Genomic DNA, 21275 nt, shown 5'->3' on the forward strand with positions numbered 1-21275 from the left:
GAGCGGGTTAAACCCGTGACTAGACGGTGCGCACCACGTCGTCGTAGGCGAACTTCGGCTTTGCTTCGCCCCAGGCGTCAGGGCCGGGCTGGCCGATGTTCACCACCAGGAAGCTCTTTTGGTCCCCCGCCGGGAAGAACGCCGCATCGATGGCGGAGAAGTCCGCGCCCGTCATGGGACCGGCGGCGAAGCCCAGCGAGCGGACTGCCAGGATGAAGTACCCGGCCTGCAGGTGGGCGTTGTTGTTGCCCGTGGTTGCCGCGAGCTCGGGCGCGGAATCGTACATGGCCTTGGGTGCGTTGTAGCCGGGCAGGAAGTTGTCCCACTGCTCCTGCCAGGCGGTGTCGTAGCTGAGCACGGCAACCAGGGGGGCTGATGCCGTCTTGGCCCGGTTGCCCGCCGAGAGGGTCTCCACGAGCTGGCTGCGCGCCTGTTCGGAGCGGACGTAGGTCACGCGCAGCGGCTGGGAGTTGAAGGCTGTGGGGCCGAACTTGGTGAGCTCGTAAATGGCGCGGGCCTGGTCATCCGTGACCTCGCCGGTAAAGGCGTTGGCCGTACGGGCTTCGGCGAAAATCGCGTCCACTGCGGCCGCGTCGATCACTGCTTCTTCATGTGCGACTGTCATCTGCATACCTTTCGCTGGACCCGCCCACCCGGGGTGGCCGGCGGTTCTGCTATCCATAGTTGCAACTTCAAGCGAAGCTTTCCTCTTCCCGTGACTGCGCGTGACCTTCGGCACAGCGGTGTCCGGGGCGTCCTGCGCGGTAATGTTGCTCCGGAAGATTCCTTCCCCCTCCCGCGATACCTTCTCTTGAAAGGCTCCCGGCCATGAGCATGCTCGGCACCAAATGGAAGCTCCACGGCAATGGAAAGTCGGTTCGCCCCGGAGAGGTGGTGGCCCCCGGCGAACGGCTCACCTGGCCGCTGACCATCGGAGTGGGAATGCAGCACGTGGTGGCCATGTTCGGTGCCACGTTCCTGGTGCCCATCATCACCGGCATGCCGCCGGCCACCACGCTGTTCTTCTCCGGCATCGGAACCCTGCTGTTCCTGGTCATTACGCAGGGCAGGGTGCCCAGCTACCTCGGCTCAAGTTTTGCGTTCATAGCCCCGATCATGGCGTCCCAACAGCAGTTCGGGGTTCCCGGCGCCCTGGGCGGAGTTGTGCTCGCCGGCGTCGGGCTGGCCATCATCGGCGCCGTGGTGCAGAAGTTCGGAGCCGGCTGGATTAACCGGCTCATGCCACCCATCGTCACCGGCGCCATCGTGGCGCTGATCGGGCTGAACCTGGCGCCGGCCGCCAAGAACAACTTCGACGCAGCTCCCGTCACTGCGGTGATCACCCTGGCCACCATCATCCTGGTCAGCGTGCTGTTCAAGGGCATCCTGGGCCGTTTGAGCATTCTGGTGGGCGTGGTGGTGGGCTACCTCGTTGCCATCGTCCGCGGTGAGGTGGATTACGCAAAGATGGACGCGGCCGCGTGGGTGGGCCTCCCGCACTTCCAGACCCCGGAGTTCCACCTCGGCGTGGTTGGCCTCTTTGTTCCCGTGGTGCTGGTGCTGGTTGCCGAGAACATCGGCCACGTGAAATCCGTGTCCGCGATGACCGGCCAGAACCTCGACGGCGTCTCAGGCCGGGCCCTGATGGCCGACGGCGCCGCAACCGTGCTGGCCGGCTTCGGCGGCGGTTCGGGAACCACCACCTATGCCGAAAACATTGGCGTCATGGCGGCCACCAAGGTGTACTCGACGGCGGCCTACTGGGTAGCCGGCGTCTTCGCGATCGTCCTGAGCTTCTCCCCGAAGTTCGGCGAACTGATAGCCACGGTTCCCGCAGGGGTGCTGGGCGGTGCCGCCACCATGCTGTACGGCATGATCGGCATCCTGGGCGTGAAGATCTGGGTCCAGAACAAGGTGAATTTCTCCAACCCGGTCAACCTGACCACGGCCGCGGTTGCCCTGATCATCGGCATCGCCGACTACACCTGGACCATCGGCGAACTGACGTTCACCGGCATCGCCCTGGGATCCGCCGCCGCGCTGGTGATCTACCACGGCATGAAAGCGATCGCCAAGGCCCGCGGCAGCGTTGCTGAACCGGAGACCGAGCAGGCCGGGCTGCCGCCCGCTGTCAAGGCCGCGATCAACGCCGCCGCCAAGCGGACCCCGAAGAAGCGTCCGTAGGGGTAATCGCCGGAACAGTGACTGCCCGCGGTCAACCCGGGGCACTTCGACACGGACACGCCGTCTGTTGAGCCTGCTTCCGCGGAAACCTAGGCCATAGTGCCCCACGACGGCGGCGCTGAAAGGCGGCGGAACAGGAAGTACGACGGCGGACGGGCGGACGACGGCGGCCGTTTAGCCGGCGTCGAACGTGTCGTCGTCGCGGTCCTTGGGGGCCCGGCTGTCCGGCAGATCAGTGCCGCTGCCGTCCGGGATCCCTGCCGCGTCCTGGTTGGGTTCCGAGGAGAAAGGACGCCCCGCGTCCGGATCCTCGGTGTTGGACTCGTCCATTTCCGCTTCCGCGGAGGGTACTGCCGCGTCGCCCGCATCTGCTTCGGCACTGTCCTCGAAGCCGGGGTCGGTGCTTTCGTTCTCTGCCTTCAACTGATCCTCCGTACCTCCGAAGCGTCCTGCTCCGGGTTCGCCTGCACTGTCCTGGTCCTCGGCGCCGAACTGGCTGAGGTCCGGCGCTCCGGCCGGATAGGTTTCGCCGTCCGGGCTGTCCTGGCTCAGGCCGGCCGCGTCGAAGGCCTCTTCCTCGCGGGGCTGGGCGAACTTCTTAGGGTCCGCACCGCCCGTTTCCTGCTCGACTGTTGGTGTGCCGTAACCGCCTTCCTCCTCGATGGGGGTTCCCTGGCTGTCGTTGGTCATCTCATTCCTCCTGGCTGGTTCGGTCTGAATGGAAAGTCAGTAGCGCTGGGTGCCGGGTTGCCCCGACGCACCGCAAACGTGTCAGAGGCCTTTACCGCCCGTCACCGGAAGCACCGCCCCGGAAATGTAGGAGCCGTGGTCTGAGGCGAGCAGGACGTAGGCCGCCGCGAGCTCAGCGGGCTGTCCCGCCCGTCCCAACGGGGTGTCCTGACCGAACTTTGGCAGCTTCTCCGGCCATTCCGTGGCGGGGATCAGCGGCGTCCAGATGGGGCCGGGGGCAACGGCGTTGACCCGGATGCCCTTGGGCCCCAGTTCCTGGGCCAAGGCCTTGGTGAAGGCAACCTGGGCGCCCTTGGTCATGGCGTAGTCGATGAGTCCCGGCGACGGGTTGAAAGCCTGGATGGACGCGGTGGTGATAATGGACGCGCCCGCCTTCAGGTGCGGCACGGCGGCCCTGGCTGTCCACAGCAAGGAGTAGAGGTTGGTCTTGAAAACCCGGTCAAACTCCTCGGTGGGTAGCGTCTCGAAGCTGTCCCGGTTCTTCTGGTAGGCCGCGTTGAGCACAACGACGTCGAGCCGGCCGAACTCCGCGAGCGTGTCCTCGACGATTTTGATGCTGAACTCCTCGGAGCGGCCGTCCCCGGGCAGCAGCAACGGGCGCTGTCCGGCTTTGCGGATCCATGCGGCAGTGTCCTGCGCGTCGGCTTCCTCTTCGGGGAGGTAGGAGATTGCGACGTCGGCGCCTTCACGGGCGAAGGCGATGGCCACGGCCTTGCCGATGCCGGAGTCGCCGCCGGTTATCAGCGCCGCCTTGCCTGCGAGCGCATTGCTTCCGGCATAGCTTTCCTCACCGTGGTCCGGCTGGGGTTCCATGGGCGCCGTGAGTCCCGGCTGCTCCTGCACCTGCTCCGGGAAAGGGCCTGAATGGTAACCGTTTCGGGGGTCCCTCGGCTGGTCTTGCTTCTTACCGGGATCAGTCATAGTCCACCTCACTTGCATGTCGGTTTTCCATCGGTTCCGGTGCGCAACCGGCCCTTCGAAACTATCCCAGCGGAATGGGCAAGTCCACCGTTTTGGAAAAATTAGTCAGCAAACTTAGCATTGCTTGTAATTGTCAGGCTTCAAGCCTAGGTTGAGAGTTAGTTTGCGCGCCGTGGCGTGCGAGGCCCGGAGGTGAGCCCATGTCAGACGGTGACGCAGTAGCCGGGGACGGCAGGAACGAGTCCGTCAATCAGCAGATGGACCGCAACTGGGGAGAGCTACTCCAGGAACTCCGGGTACTGCAGACAGGTGTGCAGATCCTTGCGGGGTTCCTCCTGACCATTCCTTTCCAGGAACGGTTCGAGTCACTGGATGACTACCAGGTGGGACTGTACCTGACCAACGTACTGCTCGCCGCGCTCGTCACCGCCGTCATCCTCCTCCCGGTCAGCGTGCACCGCAGGCTCTTCCGGAAGCAGCTGAAATCAACGCTCGTGGCAAGCGCGGACCGGATTGCGAAGGTTGCACTGGGCGGCGTCGCGCTCCTCAGCGCGGGGACGGCGTCGCTCGTCTTCGATGTAACCGCCGGAAGGAATGCCGGGCTCCTCGCAGGCGGAGGACTCCTCGCGGTGATGATCCTGCTTCTCGTTTTCGTTCCGATCTGGCTCCACAAACGGGCAACGAAGAAGTAGCCCGTATGCCGAAACCCGAACTCCACCAAAGTTATTCATCCCACCGGGAGGCATCATGAAGAAGTGGTCTAAGGAACACGGGCTGCTGCTGGCCAACATCGGGCTTTTCGCCGTGTTTTTCTGCGGCATGATTATCAGCGGTGCCAGCGACTACAGCGAAGACCAGATGGCCCACGGCCAGCCTGCGGTGGGAATCGCGGGCTACCTGGCCACCGGGGCCTTCCTCGAAGCCACGTTCGAGAACTGGGAATCGGAATTCCTGCAGATGGGCATGTATGTCGTTTTGACTGTGTTTCTTTTCCAAAAGGGCTCCTCCGAATCCAAGCCGATGGGCCGCACGGCGCCGCAGGACCAGGATCCGCGGGACGCCACGGTGAAGGCCGCCACTCCCTGGCCGGTGCGCCGCGGGGGCCTGGTGCTCAAGCTCTACGAGCACTCGCTATCCATCCTGTTCCTACTGCTGTTCCTGGCCTCCTTCGCCCTCCACGCCGTTGGCGGCAGTGAGGAGTACAGCGAGGAACAGCAAAGCCACGGCCAGCCCGGGGTCACGCTGCTCGGATACCTCGCGACCAGCCGCTTCTGGTTCGAGTCGTTCCAGAACTGGCAGAGCGAATTCCTGGCCGTCGCCGTCCTGGTTGGCGCGTCCGTCTATCTGCGCGAACGGGGTTCGCCCGAGTCCAAGCCCGTGGCTGAACCGCACTACGAAACCGGGGCTTAGCGGCCTCGCACCGTCAGGCGCCTTCGAGGACCTGGCTGGTAGCCCAGGCGAGGTACTTGGCGGCATTGGCGATGGCGTCTTCGGGGCTGACTGCGATGTCCAGCAGCTGCGCCGCGGCCACCACTCCGTGCCTGGCGAGGTCCTCCGGGGTGACCAGGATCCGCCCCGCCACCACAATCACGGGGATGCCCCGTTCGCGTGCCGCATCCGCGAGGGCAATCGGAGCCTTCCCCGTCAGCGACTGCGAATCCATGGAACCCTCGCCTGTGATCACCAGATCGGACTCGGCCAACTGACCGGCCAGACCCGTCAGGTCCGCCACCAAGGCAAAGCCGCCTTCCAGCGTGGCACCGCTGAAAGCAAGGAACGACGCCGGGAACCCGCCGGCCGCGCCGGCTCCGGGAACGTTGACGTCGCGTCCCGTGGCCTGTCGGAGCACGGACGCCCAGTTGCGGAGGCCCGCGTCCAGAAGTTCCACGGCGTCCGCATCAGCCCCTTTCTGGGGGCCAAAGATGTGCGCTGCGCCGTCGTTGCCGAACAGCGGGTTCTGGACGTCCACGGCGATCCGGATCTTTACCGCGGCGAGCCGGGGATCGACTCCTGACACGTCAACGCGCACAACGTCCGCCAGCGAACCACCGCCCAGGGGAACCACGTTTCCGGCGGCGTCCAACGGCTTCAGGCCCAGTGCACGCAACGCGCCGCTGCCGCCGTCGGTCATTGCCGATCCGCCGACGCCCAGCACGATCTCCGTAGCCCCGGCGTCCAGGGCGGCGGCGATCAGCTGGCCGCAGCCGTAACTGTGGGCACGCAGCGCGTTAGCTGGCGTCGGTTCCATGTGCGCCAGACCGGAGGCCTGGGCAGTTTCGAGGACAGCGGTTGCACCGCCGAAGGCATCCTTGCGGATGGCCCAGGCCGCGCCGATTGGGGCCAGGATGGGACCGACGACGGCGTTCAGCCGCTCCTCGTATCCGGCGGCAACGGCGGCTTCGAGGGTGCCTTCCCCGCCGTCGGCCACGGGAAACTGGGTGGCGACGGCGTCCGGATAGACGCGCAGCGCCCCCTCCGCGATGGCGCTTGCGGCCTGGGCCGCGGTCAGTGATCCTTTGAACTTGTCCGGAGCAATAAGAATGCGCATGGGTCCATCCTGCCAGCCTCCATCGGAAAGCATTTGCCTACATGGCGGACCAGTGATGAAACGGCCCGGACAGGCCACGGCTAATGACGGTTCAGGGCCTGCTGCGCGGTACCGGAACCGGGCAGCCCAGTGAAGGCGGTGATTGCGTCGGCCACCTGCGATGTTCCGGTGTACTGGACCACGTGCCCGCAGCCCGGGACCTCCACCAGCTTCCCTGCCGGTGCCCGGCGGGCAAGGATCCGGCACCACTCGCCTGTTGCGATAGGGTCCGAAGCGCCGCGGAGAATCATCACGGGAGTGTTCAGACTGCGGATCCGGTCCTCGGTCCGGTAATTCATCATGACGCGCAGCTGCTTGAGGTACCAGCGCGGGCCGCAGCGCAGGTAGTCGCTGAACACCACAACGTTGGACCGCGGCGTTTCGTACAGCAGTGCGTCCCTGGTCAGCGCAAGCATCTGCCGGAGCACCGTCCGGCGCCGGACGTCCACGACGGGTCCCATCAGCACCACGTGCGGCACCTGGTCCGGCCGCTGAAGAGCTGCCTCCAGGACGAATTGCGCCCCCATGGAATGCCCAACCAGGACACGCGGCCCCACCCCGGCCCGGTCCAGTACGCCATGGATGAACGCCGCATGGTCGGCCACAGTGAGCTGGCGTTCGGGATGCGGCGTGGCTCCAAAGCCCGGCAGGTCGAGTGAAATCGTATCTGCGCTCCTGGCCAGGACCTGGTGCAGCCGGACAAGGTACCGATGGGAGACGCCAATCCCATGGATGAGGACAATCGTAGGGGTCTCTGCAGGGCCCTCCGGTTGGACAGCTGCGCCGCCACGCGAGGCATACATTCGTCCACGGAAGCCTCCGGCCTCGACGTCTGTTGCTACGGCACCCTTCATCCGTCGAGGATAGCCCTCTCCGACGGCGAATCAGCTATTCCTCGTGGCCCTGATCCCCGCTCATCGAATCTTCAGCCGGAGGCGTTTCGCCGGGCGGAACACCGCCGCCGGGCTCCAACCCGGTGACGTTGCCTTCCAACGGGTCAGGATTCGCGGTGGCTGCAGGATCCTTGGACGTTCGGTCTTTTTCTTCCGTTTCGTCCGCGCCGGGCTTGTCCGGATTCGAGGGGTCGCTCTCCGGGTGATAGCTGCTCATGGTTTCGTCCGTTCGTCGGGGAAATGTGGAGACGTGCACCTGGTGGATGGCCAGCCTAGCCTTCCCTGATTGCCGCGACAAGGACGCCCGCGCAGTAGTAACGTGGGCCTTCCCGAGCGATCAACAGCCAACCAGTGCGTGAACTGCGCACGTGGAACGGACCCGGACCAAGGGGGTAGCAATGCCGCAATCCGATGACCGAAGTCCTGTGAGTACCGGATTGACCGAGCTTCTACTGGTGCGCCACGGCGAGAGCCAGGGCAACGTGGCCGCCACTCTGGCCAGACAGGCCGGAGTACACGTCATAGAGGTCCCGGCCCGGGACGCCGATGTGGAGCTTTCCGCCACCGGACGTGAACAGGCCCTGGCCCTAGGCCGGTTGTTCGCTGATTTTCCCGAGGAGCAGCGTGCCGCGGCAGTATGGTCCTCGCCGTACGTCCGCGCCCGCCAGACGGCCGAGCTCGCCGTGAAAACCGGAGGCTGGCCCGCAGTCATCCTCATCGACGAACGGCTCCGGGACAGGGAACTGGGCATCCTGGACATGCTGACCTCCGCGGGTGTGGAAGCCCGGCTCCCGGAGGAAGCGGCGCGACGTCGTTGGTTGGGGAAGTTCTACTACCGGCCTCCCGGCGGTGAGTCCTGGGCCGACGTCGTGCTTCGTCTTCGTTCCCTGCTGGCCGACCTCGAAAGGCAACCGGGCGCCGACCGGGTGGTGTTGGTGTGCCACGACGCCCTGATCCTGCTCTTCCGCTACATTCTCGAAGGGCTCACCGAACCGGAAATCCTGGATATTGCCGCCACATCCACCGTCCTCAACGCCTCCCTCACGCGGTTCGTCCGGCCGGACGGAGCAGGGCCGTGGATCCTGGAGAGCTTCAACATGGCCGACCATCTGGTGAGCGAGGGCGTTCCAGTGACCGAACATGCGGGAGACGCGAATGTCCACCCGAGGTAGGGCCGACGCAGCCATACCCGTCACCCCCACGCTGCTGCGGGGCTGGCCCCTTCCGGGCGGCGGGTCCGGCAAGGACGACCGCGGATCGGTCCTGGTGATCGGGGGCGCCCGGAAGACGCCGGGAGCCGCACTCCTGGCCGGCACGGCGGCGCTGCGTGCGGGGGCAGGCCGCCTGACGCTGGCAGTGGCGGGCTCGACGGCGGTACAGGTTGCGGTGGCACTGCCGGAAGCGGGGGTGGTGGGCCTCGCTGAAACGGAGCGCGGCGCCGTCCAGGGCTCCGGAGTTTCCGCCGTGGCCGAAGAACTGAAGAACGCAGCGGCAGTCCTGGTGGGACCGGGCCTGGACGACATGGACGAAGCCGAGTCCCTCCTCAGGGAGCTGCTGAAACTGGAGTCCGGGAGGGCCGTCGGAGACGGAAGGGGAAGAGACGGAGAGGGAGGAGACGGACGTGGAAGGGACGGCAGCGGCGACTCCGGCCACAGACCGGCTGTTGTACTCGATGCCTACGCTCTAGGCTGCCTTCCGGAGCTCCTCGACGAGCTCGGCGCGTGGGCGGGACGGCTCATCCTGACCCCGAATATCACCGAGTCCGGGGTCCTGTTGGGGCGGGACGTCGGCGACCTGCACCAGGACGTCGCGGAAATCGCCGGGCGTTACGGTGCGGTGGTGAGTTGCCAGGGTGTCATCGCCGTCCCCGCCGGGCACACCACCGGCAACCCGAGAGATGAGGGTGGCCGGGCGAACGGCGGCCTGTGGGAGATCACCACCGGGTACGGCGGCCTGGGTACGTCCGGCAGCGGGGATATCCTGGCCGGTGCCATCGCAGGACTGCGTGCCAGGGGCACCACGGATGCGCAGGCCACCTGCTGGGGCACCCACCTCCATGCAGCCGCCGGCGACCGGCTGGCGAGCCGCCTGGGGAGCCTCGGGTACCTGGCCCGGGAACTCGCCGATGAGCTGCCGGCCCTGATGATGGAACTCGGGACCTGAGGGGCGCCGCGGGCCGGCGGGCAACGCCGCCCCGACCCGCCGTCGGACTCTGGACTAATCATAAGCATACTGACTAATCTGGATGCATGACTGGCGCCCTCAGGCTTGCGCCGGAGGCGAAAGGGAGGAGTAGGCCGATGGGAATCGGAGACAGCATCGAAGAAGCTGCCAGGAATGCCATGAAGGACTTAGCTGGCACCGCCGAGAGGACCGACGACGGCCATGCGCCGGATCCCGGCGATCCGGATGAGGAAATCCGGGTCCATTCCTCCATTAGCGAGGGTTCCAACGCCACGGACCCGGTGGATCCGACGGAAAACCCGCCGGGTACGCCGCCGGAGCAGCCGCCGGCCCGTCCGGACGACGTTCCGCCGCTCGATGACCCGCGCGGGACCCCGCCGGGCGAAAACCCGGAACCCGGTCAAAGTCCGGACCTGGGCACAACCGCCGCCGCCCAGCAGGACGTACCGGGTCCCGGGGGCCTTCCCGCCACGGATCCCGGGGACCTGCGGGCCGATCCCTCCGAAGCGGACGGCGACCCTTCGACGAGCATGGGCCGCGGCTAGCACTCACCGGCGGGGCCTGGACCCCGTGCTCCCTAGCCCCGGGCCTTCAGGACCGCAAAGTAGCCGGGGATAAGGTCTGCCCGTGTGGGGCTGGACAAGGGCACCGTCTCGATCATGGTGGGACCGTCCTCGATCAGTTCCCAGCGGTCGGCCGGGAAGGCCAGGCTCCGCTCCTTCGGGCCAAAGTGCCCGGGCATCGGCAGCCCGCGGATGGCGCCTTCGAGCGGCGCGGGGATGGAACGGAGCGTGGCGCCAAGATGCGACACGTAGTCGACGGCGTTTCCCTGGAAGTCTGTTTCGGCGAGGAACACCCGGCCCCGGGTTCCCGTGATGGCACGAACGTTTTCGGCCAACGCGAACCGGTCACGTTCGCGCAGGACGTGGAGGACGCCGCGGATGAAGACATTAGCCCCGCTGTCCGCGCCAAGAACGTGCAGCTCCTCAACCAGTCCGGTTCCGGAGCCGGTCGCCGTCATGTCACGGACGGCGTAGGAGACGTTCGGCAGTCCGGCGGACTCGGCACGGGCACGCCGGACGGCATGGGCGGAGACGTCGACGCCCACGGCGTGCGGGAAGTGCCCGGCCAGCCGGCGGGTGAAGCTGCCGTTGCCGCAGCCGATGTCCACCACAGGCAGGTTTGTGTCCAGGTGGAGGCGCAACATGTCCACGTAGCCCAGCATTTCGTGGTCGGTGCCGGCGTCCCAAAGTACATCGCCCGCGGCACCGGTGGCCTTGACGTTGGACCAAAACAGATCCCATGCGGCGTGATGATCCCGGGGCGCCCCCGCGGACAACCGCACGAGCTTGGGAATCATCAGATATTTTTTTAGGGCGGACAGCATGGCACCAATATAGGTGCAGCGGCGTTGGCGCCAGGAAAATCAGGCGCCGGCGACGTAATCCACTTGGGGAATCAGGTCAAAGCGAGCCACGCGAGGGCGTCCCGCTCGGAGGTGAAGAACTTGGTGGGGCACGGCACCGCGTTGATGCCCAGGAAAAAGTTGGCCAGCACCCGGTCAACCGGCGAGGACCCCAGCAATGCGATCCGGGATGCCTGGCACGGGCGGCCGAACACGGCGCGGGCGCCGCGGGATACATCCGCTGTTGTGGCCATGTCCACCAGCATGGGATGCCTGTTATCTCCGCATAGCTCGTTCACCCTACGCATGGCGTGCTCCGCATCCGCCGCCGTTATCGCCGCGCCCCTCGGCCACTCCAACCGGAGCATTCCATCGGCTCCCAGCGTCAAACTCGCCTCTGTGCCTTCCTCGCGATATCCGGACATATTCACCGTTCCTCCCGCCAGGGTTCGCCCGCATGGAATGCGTGCGACTGATGTCACCCTACAATGTACTCAACCGGGACCGAAGGGGGCAGTGTGGTAATACTGGCGGCGGAGAAATCACTCGTACCACGCACGGCAATCGTGGCGGACCCGGACAGCGGGCGCTTGTCCGCTACCGCGGCCGTCCTGTCCGCCGCGGGCTTCGAGGTCGCCAAGGCCTCCAGCCAGGAAAGTCTTGCCGGGCTGCTGGAACGGCACAACCCCAGCATCGTCGTCGCGGATCATTCCTTTGCGGGCCTGCCTGTGGCTGCCCCGCTGCTTCTCTTGATCGACCTGGACGACGAAACCGAGGCTGAAAGCGTCCGGACGCTGGGGATGGCGGACTACATTGCGAAGCCGGCTGCACCGGCCGAACTCGTCCACCGGGCGGATGTCCTGATCAGCCGTGCCGCGCTGCGCTCCGAGGCGCGGGAGAGTGCCGAACGGCTGCGCGAGAAACTCCGGAAAGTGTCCTCGGCCGTGCGGGCAACGCACGATCCGCACGTGATTTCGGACCTCCTGGTAAAGGGATTCGGAGAGACGTTCGGCGCCGACCGCGTTCTGTTCACGACCTTCGACGACGACCGTGTGCCCCGCATAGCTGCACAGTGGCACCGTCCCGGCCTGGCACCGATCGTGGACGGGCTGGGAATCCATGAATCCTCTGCCCACCGCGTTGCGGACCGGCTCTGGTCGGAGGCCGAGGTGCTCGCTGTGGACGACCACCACATCCATGAGTGGTCCCCCGAGGACCAGGGCCTGGCGGCGTGGACGGAACACATGCGCCCGTGGGCCTCCGCATTCGTTCCCGTGGGTGAAGGAAAATCGTCGCTCGGCGCCATCTGGATTGCGCAGCTCGACGAACCCCGTGTTTGGACGCGCACCGAGATCTCCCTGATACAGCACGTCGCCGGCAATGTTGCCTACGGGCTCATCCAGAGCCACTTAATGAGTGCCCAGCAGCAGGTGGTCAAGCAGTTGCGCCAGCTTGACCAGGCGAAGACCGATTTCCTGGCCACCGTCAACCATGAACTGCGGACGCCGCTGACCTCCATCTCCGCCTACCTGGACATGATCCAGGACGGCGTGGGTGGGCCGGTGCCCCCTGAAGTGGACCGGATGCTGGACATCATTGTCCGGAACTCCGAGCGGCTCCGCCGGCTGATCGAGGACATGCTCACTGTTTCCCGGCAGGATTACGAGGGTGCCAACCTTCATCTGGCACCTGTCCAGCTGGGGCACACCCTCCAGATCGTGACGGTGGCGCTGCGTCCGCTGGCGGAGCTGGGGGACGTCTCCATCTCGCTGGAGCTCGACGACGGCGATCCCGCGATCATCGCCGATGAAGTTCAACTGGAGCAGGTTTTCACGAACTTGGTTTCAAATGCCATCAAATTCACCCCGAGCGGCGGTCGGATTGTTGTCAGCTGCCGCGTTGAGCCAATGACGGATGGAGAACCCGGCGTAAATATCCATGTACGCGACACGGGCGTGGGAATCCCGAACGAAGAAATCCCGCATCTCTTTACGCGCTTTTTCCGAGCATCCAACGCTACGTCCACTGCCGTGCCCGGCAGCGGACTGGGACTCGCCATTGCTTACGACATCGTAAAGGCGCATCGGGGGTATTTGGCGGTCAGTTCGGAACTCGGTACGGGCACCACGATCACCGTTCAGCTGCCTATTTCCGGCCCTTAAAAGGAACTGCCCCCGGATATGAAATCCAGGGGCAGCGTGCTCGCCGAACTAGTTAGGCCACCAACCGATGGAGGACTGGGTAGTCACAGTCTTGCTGGAGGTGCTGACAGTTGTGTCCGACTTCGGAGCGGCGTTGGCGGGTGCGGCGAATCCTGCAACAGCCAGAACGCCGGTGAGCAAGAATGTTGCGGCAATCTTCTTCATCCGTTGGTCCTTTCAATCAATTGGGCTTGAACTTGCATTACGTGCGTCATTATACGGTCAAATCATCAATATTAAAGCGAAGTAATACGAAGAGAATAGTAGGCTCCGGGCTGCCCGAGAGGCCGCCCGGGTGGATAATTGGAAAATGCCGACTCCCCGGAAATTGACTCCCTACGTAGTGGCCGAGCTGCAGGCACGCGAAAGCGCAAGAAATCGCGATTACGCCGGCGCAAAAGCCCAGGCCGCCGCAGCCGCGGCGCTGGCCCTCGAAACCGGAGACCATTCCGGCTGGTGGAATATGATCTACCTCAAAGCCGAATGCCTCCGCGACGAGGGAGCGATTGCCGAGTGCATGGAAGTCGCCAAGTCCCTTGCCGGGTCCCCCCTTTCCTCGGACCATCCCTTGTTGGCCGCCCGCGCCTATACGCTGCTGGCGGTCGCGCAGCAGGGACTCGGGAGGCTCCCGGATGCTGTCTCGGCGTCGGCCACCGCCGCGAACCTCGTGGCTGGCAACGCCGAATACGTCTACCTCCACGTGGAAGCACAAAGGGCCCTCATCGCCGCCCTCGCCGAAAGCCGCAGGCTCGAAGAAGCGTGGGACCAGTGCCTGTTGCTTGAGGGCCTGCTGACGGACCTCGTTGACGAGGACACCGCCGGCAAAGCCTACTGGGTGATCGGCAACGTCGCGTTCCTCAGCGGCAGGCTCGCGGACGGCGGCCGCTACCACGACATGGCTGCCGAGAGCCTCTCGCCGTCGAAGGACGTGGACCTCTGGGCGAGGTTCAACCGCGCCTCAGCGGTGATGCGGCTGGAGGCGGAGCTCACCGAACCTGCCACGCTCCGGTGCATCGAGCGGGCAGAACTGGCCACCGAAGTGGTGGGCGGCAGCGACCGCGACCTACTGGAAATGTCCTTCGCCCGGGCGCACTGGCACTTCCTTACCGGCGACATGGCCACGGCAATCAACATGCTCAGGCCGCTCTGCACCGAATCCGGTATTTTGGCCACCCAAACGGCCGGCGAGGCCGCATTCCTCCTGGGAAAGGCCCTCCTTGCCAATGGTGAAAACGGCGAGGGTCTGCTGCGGCTGGAGGACGCGGCGGCGCTCTTTGACGATGCGGCGGCCTCGGAACGGAGCGCCCAGGTTCGGGCATTTGCGGCCGGCGTCGGCTAGGGGACTCCGGACGCGGGTTGACAGTGTATTTTTAGTCACACGGCATCATCGAAGTCCTGGGGTGGTGCTAGAGAGGCCAAAAGCCTCGTCTCACATAGTCGGGGGAAGAATGTCTCAGCCGCTTGGATTGATGCACGATCAGATCATCAAGATCGTGCTCCCCCGGGACGAACACCTGGATGAGCCCTCAGCCCGCTTGCTGGCCGCGAAACTTCAGGTCCCGCCAGGCGATTCGAGGGTGGCTGTACTGATGGACGTGACGGATGTGGCGTCCGTAAGCAGGGCGGCCAGGGCCGTTTTCGGCAGCCTGACCACCGTGGCGGCGTGGGCGTTGCTGGGCCAGACGCCGGTGGACCGGATCCTGGCCCATTTCATCCTCGGTGGCGGCTTCACGTCGCGGCCTGCCGGGTACTTCACGTCCGAAGCCGAGGCGATGTATTGGTTGAAGGAACATGCCTATGTTCACTGACGGCGATCCGCGCCTGGGCAAGCTCCTGGACGGAATAGTCCGCCTGGCCGCAGGCGAACTCCACTCCAGAATCGAAGTATCCCCCGCCAGGGACGAACTGGATGCCGTCATCATGGGCACCAACCTCCTCGCCGAGGATCTGCAGATCATGTACCAGGAGCTTGAACAGCGGGTGGAACTGCGCACCCGGCTCCTCAATGAAGCCCATCTGGAAATGCGGAAGATGGCTCTCACCGACTCCCTGACGGGCCTATCGAACCGTGCGGCCCTTGTCAGCGCCCTCAACGAGGCGCTGACGGAGACTGAGCAGGGCGGCCTGCCGCCCGCCGTCCTCCTGCTGGACCTTGACGCCTTCAAGGGCATCAACGACACCTTCGGCCACGCGGCCGGGGACCAGGTGCTGGCCGCAGTCGGCGAGCGCATCAAAGAGTCCGTCCGGGACACGGACACCGTGGCCCGTCTGGGCGGTGATGAATTTGCCGTGCTGATGCCGGCCACCACACTGGCGCGGGCCGCGAGCGTGGGCAACCGCATCCTCGCTGCCCTGGAGGACCAGGTGGAGCTCGAGAACGACGCCGTCCATTGCGGTGCCAGCATGGGGCTGTGCATCGGCGGGGCCGGCCAGAGCGCGGAACAGCTGCTGATGGAAGCCGACGTGGCGATGTACGCGTCCAAAGCTGACGGCCGGAACAGGCTCAAGGTCTTCGCGCCGGCCATGCTGCACGCGCGCCAGTTGCGAAGCCAGCTGATTGAGGACCTGCGAACGGCAATTACGGAATCCCAGCTGGTGCTTTACTACCAGCCCGTGGTTGAGCTCGCCACGGGCAGGATCGAAGGCGCGGAGGCTCTGGTCCGCTGGAACCACCCGTCCCGTGGAATGGTGATGCCGGATGAATTCATTCCGCTCGCGGAAGACGCCGGACTCATTTCCGAGCTGGGCGGCTGGGTGCTCCGCGCCGCCGTCGGACAGCTCCGGGACTGGCGCGCAGCGTCCTACGCGGGTGACGACTTCTCCATGCGCATCAACATCTCGCCCACGGACCTTCAGCGCCTCGAGTTCATCGAAGAGGTCCGTGATGCGCTCAGCGCGGCGGAACTCAGCCCGGAACTGCTTGTGCTCGAGCTGACGGAGGGCGCCATTGTCAGCGGCAACGAACTGGACCGGTATTCCCTGAACAGCCTGCGGAAGCTCGGCGTGGGGCTGGAAATCGACGACTTCGGCACGGGCTATTCCTCCATCAGCTACCTGCGCAGGCTGCCCGTGGACAAGGTCAAGGTGGACCGTTCCCTGCTGAAGGACCTCGGCACTGACCCGGCCCAGCCGGCGCTGATTGCCGCGATCCTCCAGCTGATCCGGGCCTGCGGCCTGGAGGCAGTCTGGGAAGGGGTGGAGACCGCGGAACAGGCACAGCACCTGGCCGGCATCGGCTGCGTCAGCGCCCAGGGGTATTACTTCGGGCGGCCGGTCCCTGCGGACGAGTTCGCACGGGTGCTGGATGCGCAGCGGGCATCACACCACGGCGGCCAGTCCCGCTAGTCCCACTGCCCCCGCTCCTCGAGCACCTGCTTGAGGAGATCCGCGCGGTCGGTGACTATTCCGTCCACGCCAAGGTCAAGGAGCCGGCGCATTTCCGCCGGATCGTTGATGGTCCACACGTGGACCTGCAGTCCGTGCCGGTGGGCCCGGCGGACGAAGCCCGGAGTCACCACCCGGACTGCACCGTATCTGACCGGCACCTGAAGCGCGTGCACGCCCCGCAGTGCCCGCCGTATGATCCGGGCCGGGAGCACCGGCCCCAGCACCGTGAAGAGCGCGTTGGATACGATCCCCGCCGACCCGGCGACCGGCCGGCTCAGGAGCCTGATAACGGCCCGCCGCCGTCGATCGGAGAAGCTGGCAATCAGCACCTGGTCGTGGACGCCGTACTGCTCAATGGCCGCGGCAAGGCTGGCAACGGAGCTCCAGTCCTTGACGTCGAGGTTCAGCCGGACGCCGGGGAAGGCTGACACCAGCTCCCTGAAGAGCGGGATGGGCTCCACTCCCCCGATTCTTGCCTGGGCTACCGTCCCGGCCGGGAGCCGGGAGATGCGTCCCGTCCCGTCCGTGACACGGTCCAGCGAGAGGTCATGGAACACCAGCAGCACGCCGTCGGCGGTGGTGTGGACATCCGTTTCCAGGTACCGGTAGCCAAGTTCGACGGCGGAGCGGAACGCTGCCATCGAGTTTTCCAGTCCGTCCGGCGAGTACCCGCGGTGTGCCATGGCGATCCGTGCCGAGGGGCTTCCGGCCGCGAAGAAGGGTTGGGACTCAGCCACTGCCTGACGCCCGCCTAGAGGGGCTTGACACCAAGTTCGGCGAGTTTGGCTTCGAGGATCTGGGCCACTCCGTCGTCGTCGAAATGGGGTGCCTGCTGCCCCGCGGCGCGGATGGCCTCCGGGTGGCCGCTGGCCATCGCGTAGCCGTCGCCTGCCCAGCGCAGCATCTCGATATCGTTGGGCATGTCCCCGAATGCCACCACGTCAGCGGCGGCAATCCCCAGGGTGGCGGCGTATTCGGCCAGGGTCACGGCCTTGTTGACGCCCGGCACTGCCAGCTCCAGCATTGCCACGGTGGGCGCCGAGTGGGTGGCCGACGCGAGGTGGGCGACAGCAGGTGAGACCTCGGCGAGGAATTCGTCGGCGGTGCCTTCACGGACAATTGCAAGGAACTTGACCACGGCGTCGTCCGCTGTAAGCGTGCTGGCCAGCGGAGCCGGGGTGAACTCGGACAGCAGTTCGCTGGAGTCATTTTCGATGAAACCCGGTTCGAGGTGGAAGCCGGTGAGCGTTTCCGCGGCGAACAGCGCGGAGGGCCGCAGCTGCTTGATGATGCGGCGCGTTTCGAAGACCGCGTCCAAGGCAAGGGTGCGGGCCGAGACCAGGCGGCCTTCCTCAAGGTCCCACACCACGGCGCCGTTGGAGCAGATCACCGTTCCGGTGTGCCCCAGCTGGTCCTCCAGGGGGTGCAGCCAGCGGGGCGGCCGTCCGGTCACGAATACCAGTTCGACGCCGGCATCACGGCAGGCGTGGAAGGCGCGGATGGTACGGTCGCTAATCTTGCCGTCATGCCCGAGGATCGTTCCGTCAATGTCACTTGCTACCAGCCGCATAGTGCCAGTCTACGTGGGGCCGGATGCGGGTCCGCCCTGGATCCAAGTCCGGCCTCACGCGCGAATTCGCCGGAACCGTGCCTGATCGCCGGAAAAATTTACGGCGATCTCGCAGGCTTCCGGCGACTTCGGCGGGCTCAGCGTTCGAAGATGCCCGTGATCGTCCCGCTGCCCAGCACGTGCGGCGCCAGCTTCGGCTCGAGCCTGGCCGGGCTGAAACCGGCGTCCAGCCCGAGGTGCTCCACGTCCAGGGCGTAGACCGTGACGACGTAACGGTGCGGCCCGTGGCCCGGCGGCGCCGCGGCCCCAAGGTAGCCGTGGAAACCGCCGTCGTTCTTCAACTGCAGTGCACCGGCGGGAAGCAGCCGACCGCCCTCCGCCCCGGCTCCGGCGGGAAGCGAGGTTACGCCGGCGGGGACGTCCAGCACGGCCCAGTGCCAGAATCCGCCGCGGCCCGGGGCATCGGGGTCGAACATGGTGACCGCATAGCCCTTGGTGCCCTCCGGAGCGCCGCTCCAGCTCAGTTGCGGTGATTCGTCCTTGCCGCCGGCGCGCATCTTGCCGCTGCGCTGGGCGGGCGGCAACGTTTGGCCGTCGTGGAAGGACTCGCTGCTGACGCGCAGGGACGGGGAATCGTGGGGAGACATCTGCTGCCTTTCAGTTGCTGGTGGAGTCGGCATTCCTCAGGTCGTCTCCGGCGAGCTCCGCGGCATCGCGTTCCAAGCCGTCGCGTTCGAGGCTCTCGAGCTCGAAGTGGTTGAGCTCGGCCCTGGTGGGCGGGTTGGCCCCGGGCCGGGACACCGTTACGGCGGCCGCCCAGGCGGCATGGGCCAGGAGTTCGCGGAGCGATTCGGCCGGGAATTCACGCAGCTCCTTCCGGTTCTGGGCACCGTCCAGGCCCCGGTCCACCAGCCCGGAAATCAACGCGGCCATGAAGGAATCCCCTGCACCGACGGTGTCCGCCACATCAACCTTGGGGGCAGGGAACTCGGCTTCACCGGCTGCGGTGATGCCCCAGGGGCCGGCCGCGCCGCGGGTGACCACCACCAGCGCGGGCCCTTCGGAACCGCCCAGGGAGAGCCACCGCCGGGCCGAATCAAGGACCTCCACGCCGGGGTACAGCCATTCGAGGTCCTCGTCGGAGGCCTTCACCACATCCGAGAGCGACACGAACTTTTCCGCCTGCCGGCGGGCATAGTCCACGTCGGTGATGATGCTGGGGCGGCAATTGGGGTCGAAGCTGATGGTGGCGGACGGGTGGGCGTGCTCGACGGCCGCAAGCACCTCGGCGGCGCCCGGCGCCAGCATGGTGGCTATGGAACCGGTGTGCACCAGGGTTGTGCCCTGAAGCATGAACGGCAGCCGGCCGCTTAGCCCGGGGAGCTCCCAGGCGAGGTCGAACGTATAGGTGGCGGCGCCGTCGTCGTCGATCAGGGCGGTGGCCACGCTGGTTGGCAGGGCATCCGGGCCCTGCGGCACCATGACCGAACTGGATTTCAGGTGGGCGGCCACGGACTCGCCGTAGGCGTCGCGCCCGAACCTGCCAATGAACTGCACGGGATGGTCCAGCCGCGCCAGTCCCACCGCCACGTTGAGCGGGCTGCCGCCCACGTGGGCTTCGATTCCCGAGGAGCGTTGGACAACGTCGACCAGGCCTTCGCCAATAACTGTGAGCATTCTCATACTCTGCCAGAGAACGGGGCCGCGCGCGCTCCCGTTTCGGCCTTCGCCCGCTTGGCCTTCGCCCGCTGGACCTTCGCCGGCTCAACCCCGGCCAGCTGGACTCCGGCAGCCTCTGCGTCGCCGAACCTCGCGTCCAGGTGCACCACGTCCCTGCCCGCACGCTGCAGCAGGCTGGCGGCGACTCCGGCCCGGTAACCGGAACCGCAATGGACCCACAGCTTTCCGGCGGGCACTTCGTCCATGCGGGCCAGGAGCTGGTGCACGGGGACATTGACTGCTCCGGCCACGTGCGACGCCGTAAACTCGTCCGCGCGGCGAACATCCAGGACCGTGTCGCTTTCGCCGCGGCCCGCCAGCAGGCCGTCCCAGCCGACGCGCGGGTAGGAGGCGACGGCGGCATCCGGCGCCAGCGCCTGCGGTTCGGTTCCGACGGCGGCATCCGGCGAATCGATGCCGATGCGGGAAAGGTCGCGGATGGCTTTTTCGACGTCGTCATGCGATCCCACCAGGGTGAGCTTCTCTTCCCAGGGCAGGACCCAGCCCACGTACGTGGTGAAGTTGGAGCCGCGCCCGTATTCGAAGCTGACGCTGCCTTTGAGGTGGTTGCTGGCGAAGGCCACGCGGCGGCGGAGGTCAACCACCCATTCGCCGTCGTGAAGGCGCCGGGTGAGCTCGGCGGGGTCCACGGACTCCGGGACGGTCAGGTCGGCGGGCCCGGGTCCCTTGGCGTTGCGGGCGCCCATGTGCGCGTAGTAGGACGGATACGCGGAGAGGTTGGCGATGAGTTCCTGGACGAAGTGGTCCTCGTCCGGGTCGGTCAGGGCATGGTTGGCGGTAACTTGCTCGCCCACCGTGGAGGAACCGGCTCCGGTGGCCGGGCCTGATGAACAGAAGGAGCCGAAGCCGTGCGTCGGGAAGAGCGCCGCGTCCTGCCGGGCCTCGGCCACGAGCCTGCGCACGGAAGCGTACTGGTCATGGGTCAGGCCCACCGTGTCCGCCGCGGCTACGAGGTCCGTCCGGCCCACCGAGCCGTAGAGCAGGCTGCCGCCCGAGAAGACCGCCTGCTGTTCGCCGTCGTCCACGATGAACGAGAGGTGCGTGTGGGTGTGCCCCGGCGTGGCGACGGCCTTTACGGTCAGGGATCCCACCCGGACAGCCTGGCCGTCGGTGATGGCCTCGCGCTCGAACTGCACCGCGTCGGCGGCGTTCACCAGGTACTTCGCACCGTGGGCCTTGGCGAGCTCCGGGCCGCCGGTGATGTAGTCGTTGTGCAGGTGGGTTTCAGCGACATGGGTGATGGTCACGCCCGCTTCCCGGGCGGCAACCTCCACCCGGTCCGTGTCCCGCTGCGGATCGATGACAAGGCCCACCGTGCCGTCGTGCACCAGGTAGCTCCGGTCCCCCAGGTGCGGGGTATCGATGACAATGACGTCCATGGCATCCTCCTCGGCGGGGCGCGGCCGCTTCCCTGCCACACCGAACAGCATACCCCTAGGGGTATGCTGTTTCA

At 66.2% G+C, this 21275-nt stretch carries 24 protein-coding genes; 10 read left to right on the top strand and 14 right to left on the bottom strand.

Annotated elements, in window-relative coordinates:
* Positions 1–19: 19 nt before the first annotated feature.
* Positions 20–625: a malonic semialdehyde reductase gene (locus AB0N24_RS12430; RefSeq protein WP_364124335.1), complete on the bottom strand. Its 606-nt coding sequence runs from the start codon at positions 623–625 to the stop codon at positions 20–22.
* Positions 626–828: 203 nt separating this feature from the next.
* Here AB0N24_RS12430 and AB0N24_RS12435 point away from each other — a divergent pair, with 203 nt between their 5' ends.
* Complete coding sequence (locus tag AB0N24_RS12435; RefSeq protein WP_364124338.1) at positions 829–2184, top strand: solute carrier family 23 protein; 1356 nt, start codon at positions 829–831, stop codon at positions 2182–2184.
* A gap of 174 nt (positions 2185–2358) precedes the next feature.
* On the opposite strand, the gene AB0N24_RS12440 is transcribed toward AB0N24_RS12435, so the two are convergent.
* Together AB0N24_RS12440 and AB0N24_RS12445 are read right to left on the bottom strand one after the other, a co-directional pair.
* The gene (locus AB0N24_RS12440) at positions 2359–2874 is read right to left on the bottom strand and encodes a hypothetical protein (protein WP_364124341.1); all 516 of its coding nucleotides are present in this window, start codon (positions 2872–2874) and stop codon (positions 2359–2361) included.
* 81 nt (positions 2875–2955) lie between these two features.
* Entirely contained in the window at positions 2956–3855 is a 900-nt protein-coding gene (locus AB0N24_RS12445; RefSeq protein ID WP_364124344.1) for an SDR family oxidoreductase, read from the bottom strand.
* 200 nt (positions 3856–4055) lie between these two features.
* Between AB0N24_RS12445 and AB0N24_RS12450 the strand changes: the two genes are divergently transcribed.
* On the top strand, positions 4056–4547 hold the full coding sequence (locus tag AB0N24_RS12450; RefSeq protein ID WP_364124347.1) for a DUF6328 family protein: 492 nt from the start codon (positions 4056–4058) through the stop codon (positions 4545–4547).
* Positions 4548–4602: 55 nt separating this feature from the next.
* The gene (locus tag AB0N24_RS12455; RefSeq protein ID WP_364124349.1) at positions 4603–5265 is read left to right on the top strand and encodes a DUF6766 family protein; all 663 of its coding nucleotides are present in this window, start codon (positions 4603–4605) and stop codon (positions 5263–5265) included.
* A gap of 13 nt (positions 5266–5278) precedes the next feature.
* Here AB0N24_RS12455 and AB0N24_RS12460 read toward each other — a convergent pair whose 3' ends face one another.
* From AB0N24_RS12460 to AB0N24_RS12470, 3 genes are all read right to left on the bottom strand, one after another.
* On the bottom strand, positions 5279–6403 hold the full coding sequence (locus AB0N24_RS12460) for a glycerate kinase (protein WP_364124352.1): 1125 nt from the start codon (positions 6401–6403) through the stop codon (positions 5279–5281).
* A gap of 80 nt (positions 6404–6483) precedes the next feature.
* The gene (locus AB0N24_RS12465) at positions 6484–7296 is read right to left on the bottom strand and encodes an alpha/beta hydrolase (protein ID WP_364124355.1); all 813 of its coding nucleotides are present in this window, start codon (positions 7294–7296) and stop codon (positions 6484–6486) included.
* A 34-nt stretch (positions 7297–7330) separates the two neighbouring features.
* Positions 7331–7552, bottom strand: coding sequence for a DUF6480 family protein (locus AB0N24_RS12470; RefSeq protein ID WP_364124358.1), 222 nt, complete (start codon positions 7550–7552; stop codon positions 7331–7333).
* A 181-nt stretch (positions 7553–7733) separates the two neighbouring features.
* Between AB0N24_RS12470 and AB0N24_RS12475 the strand changes: the two genes are divergently transcribed.
* The 3 genes from AB0N24_RS12475 to AB0N24_RS12485 all read left to right on the top strand — a co-directional run bounded on the left by AB0N24_RS12475 (position 7734) and on the right by AB0N24_RS12485 (position 10064).
* On the top strand, positions 7734–8507 hold the full coding sequence (locus tag AB0N24_RS12475; protein WP_364124361.1) for a histidine phosphatase family protein: 774 nt from the start codon (positions 7734–7736) through the stop codon (positions 8505–8507).
* A complete protein-coding gene (locus AB0N24_RS12480; protein ID WP_364124364.1) occupies positions 8491–9498 on the top strand; it encodes an NAD(P)H-hydrate dehydratase in 1008 nt (335 codons plus the stop codon). Before AB0N24_RS12475 ends, AB0N24_RS12480 begins: the two co-directional genes overlap by 17 nt.
* 137 nt (positions 9499–9635) lie before the next feature.
* Positions 9636–10064: a hypothetical protein gene (locus tag AB0N24_RS12485; RefSeq protein WP_364124367.1), complete on the top strand. Its 429-nt coding sequence runs from the start codon at positions 9636–9638 to the stop codon at positions 10062–10064.
* Between the two features lie 32 nt (positions 10065–10096).
* Here AB0N24_RS12485 and AB0N24_RS12490 read toward each other — a convergent pair whose 3' ends face one another.
* Both AB0N24_RS12490 and AB0N24_RS12495 read right to left on the bottom strand, forming a co-directional pair.
* Positions 10097–10906 carry a class I SAM-dependent methyltransferase gene (locus tag AB0N24_RS12490; protein ID WP_364124370.1) on the bottom strand — a complete coding sequence of 270 codons (810 nt, stop codon included), beginning with the start codon at positions 10904–10906 and terminating at the stop codon, positions 10097–10099.
* Between the two features lie 71 nt (positions 10907–10977).
* Entirely contained in the window at positions 10978–11349 is a 372-nt protein-coding gene (locus AB0N24_RS12495) for an STAS/SEC14 domain-containing protein (RefSeq protein ID WP_364124373.1), read from the bottom strand.
* 93 nt (positions 11350–11442) lie between these two features.
* Between AB0N24_RS12495 and AB0N24_RS12500 the strand changes: the two genes are divergently transcribed.
* On the top strand, positions 11443–13086 hold the full coding sequence (locus tag AB0N24_RS12500) for an ATP-binding protein (RefSeq protein WP_364124376.1): 1644 nt from the start codon (positions 11443–11445) through the stop codon (positions 13084–13086).
* Positions 13087–13134: 48 nt separating this feature from the next.
* On the opposite strand, the gene AB0N24_RS12505 is transcribed toward AB0N24_RS12500, so the two are convergent.
* Positions 13135–13290, bottom strand: coding sequence for a hypothetical protein (locus AB0N24_RS12505; RefSeq protein ID WP_181038961.1), 156 nt, complete (start codon positions 13288–13290; stop codon positions 13135–13137).
* A gap of 145 nt (positions 13291–13435) precedes the next feature.
* Between AB0N24_RS12505 and AB0N24_RS12510 the strand changes: the two genes are divergently transcribed.
* The 3 genes from AB0N24_RS12510 (at position 13436) to AB0N24_RS12520 (ending at position 16470) form a co-directional block, all read left to right on the top strand.
* A complete protein-coding gene (locus AB0N24_RS12510) occupies positions 13436–14464 on the top strand; it encodes a hypothetical protein (protein ID WP_364124379.1) in 1029 nt (342 codons plus the stop codon).
* Positions 14465–14594: 130 nt separating this feature from the next.
* Entirely contained in the window at positions 14595–14933 is a 339-nt protein-coding gene (locus AB0N24_RS12515) for an STAS/SEC14 domain-containing protein (protein ID WP_364124382.1), read from the top strand.
* On the top strand, positions 14923–16470 hold the full coding sequence (locus AB0N24_RS12520; protein WP_364124385.1) for an EAL domain-containing protein: 1548 nt from the start codon (positions 14923–14925) through the stop codon (positions 16468–16470). Before AB0N24_RS12515 ends, AB0N24_RS12520 begins: the two co-directional genes overlap by 11 nt.
* Here AB0N24_RS12520 and AB0N24_RS12525 read toward each other — a convergent pair.
* The 5 genes from AB0N24_RS12525 to AB0N24_RS12545 all read right to left on the bottom strand — a co-directional run bounded on the left by AB0N24_RS12525 (position 16467) and on the right by AB0N24_RS12545 (position 21201).
* A complete protein-coding gene (locus tag AB0N24_RS12525) occupies positions 16467–17195 on the bottom strand; it encodes a glycerophosphodiester phosphodiesterase (RefSeq protein ID WP_364124657.1) in 729 nt (242 codons plus the stop codon). The genes AB0N24_RS12520 and AB0N24_RS12525 overlap by 4 nt on opposite strands.
* 68 nt (positions 17196–17263) lie before the next feature.
* Positions 17264–18082, bottom strand: coding sequence for an HAD family hydrolase (locus tag AB0N24_RS12530; protein ID WP_364124387.1), 819 nt, complete (start codon positions 18080–18082; stop codon positions 17264–17266).
* A gap of 137 nt (positions 18083–18219) precedes the next feature.
* Positions 18220–18729 (bottom strand): YbhB/YbcL family Raf kinase inhibitor-like protein, encoded by a 510-nt coding sequence (locus AB0N24_RS12535; RefSeq protein WP_364124389.1) that lies wholly within the window; start codon positions 18727–18729, stop codon positions 18220–18222.
* A 10-nt stretch (positions 18730–18739) separates the two neighbouring features.
* A complete protein-coding gene (locus AB0N24_RS12540; RefSeq protein WP_364124391.1) occupies positions 18740–19759 on the bottom strand; it encodes a carbohydrate kinase in 1020 nt (339 codons plus the stop codon).
* 2 nt (positions 19760–19761) lie between these two features.
* Positions 19762–21201 carry an MBL fold metallo-hydrolase gene (locus AB0N24_RS12545; RefSeq protein WP_364124394.1) on the bottom strand — a complete coding sequence of 480 codons (1440 nt, stop codon included), beginning with the start codon at positions 21199–21201 and terminating at the stop codon, positions 19762–19764.
* Between the last annotated feature and the right edge of the window lie 74 nt (positions 21202–21275).

The organism is Arthrobacter sp. NPDC093128 (assembly GCF_040683875.1).
Classification (GTDB): Bacteria; Actinomycetota; Actinomycetes; order Actinomycetales; family Micrococcaceae; genus Arthrobacter.